The sequence below is a fragment of the Brevibacterium linens ATCC 9172 genome (genome assembly GCF_900169165.1).
Lineage (GTDB): Bacteria > Actinomycetota > Actinomycetes > Actinomycetales > Brevibacteriaceae > Brevibacterium > Brevibacterium linens.
Window position 1 is genome coordinate 1 of sequence record NZ_FXYY01000049.1, and the last position, 5685, is coordinate 5685.

3 rRNA genes are annotated in these 5685 nt (G+C 54.6%); all 3 read right to left on the reverse strand.

The features are described from left to right. Positions 1–58 precede the first annotated feature (58 nt). Positions 59–177 (reverse strand): 5S ribosomal RNA (gene rrf / locus BLIN9172_RS17480). A gap of 175 nt (positions 178–352) precedes the next feature. Beyond that, positions 353–3472 (reverse strand): 23S ribosomal RNA (locus BLIN9172_RS17485). Positions 3473–3889: 417 nt separating this feature from the next. After that, a 16S ribosomal RNA gene (locus tag BLIN9172_RS17490) occupies positions 3890–5421 on the reverse strand. The 16S, 23S and 5S rRNA genes sit together here, the layout of an rRNA operon. Between the last annotated feature and the right edge of the window lie 264 nt (positions 5422–5685).

The window sequence follows — 5685 nt, forward strand, 5'->3', positions numbered from 1 at the left end:
CGTGAATACAGTGATGGCCCCGCCCAAACACTGGACGAGGCCATCACCTTAAAAAACATTGCGGCAGTCACTTACTCTCCCACAACCACCAAGTTGCAGTACCATCAGCGCGAATGGGCTTAGCTACCGGGATCGGAACGGTTAACCGGGCGTTTCCCCACCACTATCACCACCGCAAAACCACACAGACCACACACACCCAAACCCACGTTTGAGTGGTAGCGGTCCAAGAACCGCACAGCGAACGCGAACACCAAAAACTATGTAATACGCACACCCCAAAGAGTGTGAACTTCAAGCCATCCTAGAAAAAACAAAACATCTTTTCGCACACACCAACCCCAAAAGGATGGTTGATGAGTGATCGGTGTATTAGTACCAGTCAACTCCACACATTGCTGTGCTTCCATACCCGGCCTATCAACCCCATCATCTATAGGACACCTCCCCTGACTCAACGTCAGTTGGAAATCTCATCTCGGAGCCGGCTTCCCGCTTAGATGCTTTCAGCGGTTATCCATCCCGAACGTAGCCAACCAGCCATGCTCCTGGCGGAACAACTGGCACACCAGAGGTTCGTCCGTCCCGGTCCTCTCGTACTAAGGACAGACCTCCACAAATTTCCTACGCACGCAGCGGATAGGGACCGAACTGTCTCACGACGTTCTAAACCCAGCTCGCGTACCGCTTTAATGGGCGAACAGCCCAACCCTTGGGACCGACTCCAGCCCCAGGATGCGACGAGCCGACATCGAGGTGCCAAACCATGCCGTCGATATGGACTCTTGGGCAAGATCAGCCTGTTATCCCCGAGGTACCTTTTATCCGTTGAGCGACCACGCTTCCACAAGCCATGGCCGGGTCACTAGTCCCAGCTTTCGCTCCTGCTCGACACGTCCGTCTCACAGTCAAGCTCCCTTGTGCACTTACACTCGACACCTGATTGCCAACCAGGCTGAGGGAACCTTTGGGCGCCTCCGTTACTCTTTAGGAGGCAACCGCCCCAGTTAAACTACCCATCAGGCACTGTCCCTGAACCCGATCAGGGTCCGAAGTTAAGGAATCCACTATGGTCAGAGTGGTATTTCACCGATCGACTCCACCCCAACTAGCGTCGAGGCTTCCCAGTCTTCCACCTATCCTACACAAACCACACCGAATCCCAATACCAAACTATAGTGAAGGTCTCGGGGTCTTTCCGTCCTGCTGCGCGTAACGAGCATCTTTACTCGTAATGCAATTTCGCCGAGTTCGTGGTTGAGACAGCAGAGAAGTCGTTACGCCATTCGTGCAGGTCGGAACTTACCCGACAAGGAATTTCGCTACCTTAGGATGGTTATAGTTACCACCGCCGTTTACTGGGGCTTAAATTCTCCGCTTCACCCCTAACGGGGTTAACAGGTCCTCTTAACCTTCCAGCACCGGGCAGGCGTCAGTCCGTATACATCGACTTACATCTTCGCACGGACCTGTGTTTTTAATAAACAGTCGCTTCTCTCTGGCCTCTGCGACCACCACCAGCACATCCCACCGCAAGGATGGTTCACCGGGATGGTCCCCCTTCTCCCGAAGTTACGGGGGCATTTTGCCGAGTTCCTTAACCACGATTCTCTCGATCACCTTAGTATTCTCTACTCGACCACCTGTGTCGGTTATAGGGTACGGGCAACACACACCCTCACGTCGATGCTTTTCTCGGCAGCAGAGGATCACCAGATCACCCCACCAATGTGGGGCGCCCATCAGCTCTCACACACTTGCGGGGACGGATTTACCTACCCCCACGTGCTACAACCTTAGACCGTGACTACCATCGCACGGCCTGGCTACCTTTCTGCGTCACACCTCACGCTTACCGACTCCACACTCAGGTCCCCCACTCAAACCCAACCACAGGCCCGAAGGCCTGACGGGGTCATCACAGGGTTAGTCTCATGTGTTTTGGTACTGTCGGTTGTGTGTCGGTACCAGAATATCAACTGGTTGTCCATCGACTACGCCTGTCGGCCTCGCCTTAGGTCCCGACTTACCCAGGGCGGATTAGCCTAGCCCTGGAACCCTTGGTCATCCGGTGGACGGGTTTCTCACCCGTCTTTCGCTACTCATGCCTGCATTCTCACTCGAATCGCTTCCACCACTCGTTCACACGGCGACTTCACCAGCAACTCGACGCTCCCCTACCCAACACCACACCATTACGGCTATACGTGGTGCTGCCACAACTTCGGCGGTGTACTTAGCCCCGCTACATTATCGGCGCTCAATCACTTGACCAGTGAGCTATTACGCACTCTTTCAAGGATGGCTGCTTCTAAGCCAACCTCCTGGTTGTCTTCGCAACTGAACATCCTTTCCCACTGAGCACACGCTTAGGGGCCTTAGTTGATGGTCTGGGCTGTTTCCCTCTCGACAATGAAGCTTATCCCCCACTGTCTCACTGCCACGCTGAACCTTGACTGGCATTCGGAGTTTAGTTGACGTCAGTAACCCGGTAGGGCCCATCAGCCATCCAGTAGCTCTACCTCCAGCAAGAACCACGCAACGCTGCACCTAAATGCATTTCGGGGAGAACCAGCTATCACAGAGTTTGATTGGCCTTTCACCCCTAACCACAGGTCATCCCCTCCATTTTCAACTGAAGTGGGTGCGGGCCTCCACGCGCTCTTACACACGCTTCACCCTGCCCATGGCTAGATCACTCCGCTTCGGGTCTAGGACACGCGACTGACTCGCCCTATTCGGACTCGCTTTCGCTACGGCTACCCCACACGGGTTAACCTCGCCACGTACCGCTAACTCGCAGGCTCATTCTTCAAAAGGCACGCCATCACAGTCATCAAGATACTGCTCTGACGGATTGTAAGCACATGGTTTCAGGTACTCTTTCACTCCCCTCCCGGGGTACTTTTCACCATTCCCTCACGGTACTCATTCCGCTATCGGTCATCAGGAAGTATTTAGCCTTACCAGGTGGTCCTGGCAGATTCACACGAAATTCCACGAGTTCCGTGCTACTCGGGCAACGCACACACCACGACAGGCTGATGTTTCGTCTACGGGACTCTCACCCACTCCGGTCCTGTTTCCCACCAGGTTCGACTACACCAACCACGCTCGCGGACCAGTCATGCTGAACCGGACCATGCACACCCCACAACACCCTGACAGCAACACCAGCACGCTTGACACTGACAAGGTTTAGGCTCATCCAGTTTCGCTCGCCACTACTCCCGGAATCATTGTTATTTTCTCTTCCTGCGGGTACTGAGATGTTTCACTTCCCCGCGTTCCCTCCACATGCCCTATATATTCAGACACGGGTCACCACCCTCACGAGTGGCGGGGTTTCCCCATTCGGAGACCCTCGGATCAACGCCTGTTTATCGGCTCCCCGAGGCTTATCGCAGATTTCCACGTCCTTCATCGGCTCCTGATGCCAAGGCATCCACCATGCGCTCTTACACACTCACCCAACCCCCAAACAGGGCCGGCTTCGTGTGCGCGAAAAATTGTTTCATTCACCTCAACTAGATGATGACAAGAAAAATCACATTACATAAACAACACTTTCGTGTTATTTGATGCTCGCGTCCACTATACGATTCTCAAACCACTACCAAACACCCACCACCACACAACCGCTTCACGCTGCTGTCTGGCCGTCGGGTTGGTCCTGTTGGTTGAAACCACACCCACACACACTGTGCGGGGTTTGTGATTCCAGGACCCAATAACGTGTTCGTCCTAGCCCACCCGATCACCACCGTCGTCATGGCACACAGGCCACACCACGCTGGTTGGATGAGCGAAAGAAGTGATGTTCCACCCTTGAGCACCCAACACCAACACGTACGGCTGGTTCGTTGGGGTTCTGATGTGTGCTCCTTAGAAAGGAGGTGATCCAGCCGCACCTTCCGGTACGGCTACCTTGTTACGACTTAGTCCCAATCACCAGTCCCACCTTAGACGGCCCCCTCCCCACAAAGGGGGTTGGGACACCGGCTTCGGGTGTTACCGACTTTCGTGACTTGACGGGCGGTGTGTACAAGGCCCGGGAACGTATTCACCGCAGCGTTGCTGATCTGCGATTACTAGCGACTCCGACTTCACGTAGTCGAATTGCAGACTACGATCCGAACTGAGACTGGCTTTAAGGGATTCGCTCACCCTCACGGGTTCGCCTCTCTCTGTACCAGCCATTGTAGCATGCGTGAAGCCCAAGACATAAAGGGCATGATGATTTGACGTCATCCCCACCTTCCTCCGAGTTGACCCCGGCAGTCTCCTATGAGTTCCCACCATCACGTGCTGGCAACATAGAACGAGGGTTGCGCTCGTTGCGGGACTTAACCCAACATCTCACGACACGAGCTGACGACAACCATGCACCACCTGTACACCAGCTCCAAAGAGAAGAACTGTTTCCAGAACGGTCCAGTGTATGTCAAGCCTTGGTAAGGTTCTTCGCGTTGCATCGAATTAATCCGCATGCTCCGCCGCTTGTGCGGGCCCCCGTCAATTCCTTTGAGTTTTAGCCTTGCGACCGTACTCCCCAGGCGGGGCACTTAATGCGTTAGCTACGGCGCGGAGAACGTGGAATGTCCCCCACACCTAGTGCCCAACGTTTACGGCATGGACTACCAGGGTATCTAATCCTGTTCGCTCCCCATGCTTTCGCTCCTCAGTGTCAGTTACAGCCCAGAGTCCCGCCTTCGCCACCGGTGTTCCTCCTGATATCTGCGCATTTCACCGCTACACCAGGAATTCCAGACTCCCCTACTGCACTCTAGTCAGCCCGTACCCACTGCACGCGCAACGTTAAGCGTTGCGTTTCCACAGCAGACGTGACCAACCACCTACGAGCTCTTTACGCCCAATAATTCCGGACAACGCTCGTACCCTACGTATTACCGCGGCTGCTGGCACGTAGTTAGCCGGTACTTCTTCTGCAGGTACCGTCACCTTACGGCTTCTTCCCTGCTGAAAGCGGTTTACAACCCGAAGGCCGTCATCCCGCACGCTGCGTCGCTGCATCAGGGTTTCCCCCATTGTGCAATATTCCCCACTGCTGCCTCCCGTAGGAGTCTGGGCCGTGTCTCAGTCCCAGTGTGGCCGGTCGCCCTCTCAGGCCGGCTACCCGTCGTCGCCTTGGTAGGCCATTACCCCACCAACAAGCTGATAGGCCGCGAGCCCATCCCCGATCGAAAAACTTTCCACCAACCCTCATGCGAGGATTGGTCGTATCCGGTATTAGACCCAGTTTCCCGGGCTTATCCCGAAATCGGGGGCAGGTTACTCACGTGTTACTCACCCGTTCGCCACTCATCCACCAGGTGCAAGCACCCGGCTTCAGCGTTCGACTTGCATGTGTTAAGCACGCAGCCAGCGTTCGTCCTGAGCCAGGATCAAACTCTCCATAAAAAACTTTATGTAACGAATGAATCCCAGCAAGACAGCCAACCCCTCACGGGGTGAGAAGGTTGACCCATAAAATTACTGACCAAACACACCATCCACCCCACTTAACGGCAGGAGGTTCGGCGAAGAACCACCCACACGAGGGTGAACCACTGTTTGGCCAGGTGATTGTCTTACCAGAAAATAAATTGTTCTGGCATCACAACTTGTTCAAACAAACACGCTATTGGATTCTCAAACCACAAACACACACCCATCACCACACCA